Source organism: Corynebacterium sp. HMSC056F09 (assembly GCF_001815785.1).
Classification (GTDB): Bacteria; Actinomycetota; Actinomycetes; order Mycobacteriales; family Mycobacteriaceae; genus Corynebacterium; species Corynebacterium hiratae.
Genome location: NZ_KV821947.1, coordinates 15,731 through 16,063, shown reverse-complemented (window position 1 = coordinate 16,063; position 333 = coordinate 15,731). Strand labels below are relative to the sequence as shown.

General features: G+C 66.1%; 1 CRISPR repeat array.

Annotated features, from left to right (window positions below):
- Position 1: 1 nt before the first annotated feature.
- Positions 2-332: a CRISPR direct-repeat array (repeat unit 26 nt; unit sequence GCTCCCCGCGTGAGCGGGGATGAGCC).
- Position 333 lies beyond the last annotated feature (1 nt).

Here is a 333-nt window from a genome sequence, read left to right as displayed (position 1 = left end):
TGCTCCCCGCGTGAGCGGGGATGAGCCGCTGCCGTGGAGCATGGTGTCTGATGATGGGCTGTGCTCCCCGCGTGAGCGGGGATGAGCCCCCAATCCCAGCTAGTGCCAAGAACCTCAGTGAGTGCTCCCCGCGTGAGCGGGGATGAGCCGTCAACGGCTACACCGAAGCAGACCGCCCATTGGTGCTCCCCGCGTGAGCGGGGATGAGCCCGTGATTTGGATTCAGCCCGGTGGTGAGAAGTTGTGCTCCCCGCGTGAGCGGGGATGAGCCGAGCTTTGCCACACCTTCGCGGTCTAGGTGGAAGTGCTCCCCGCGTGAGCGGGGATGAGCCG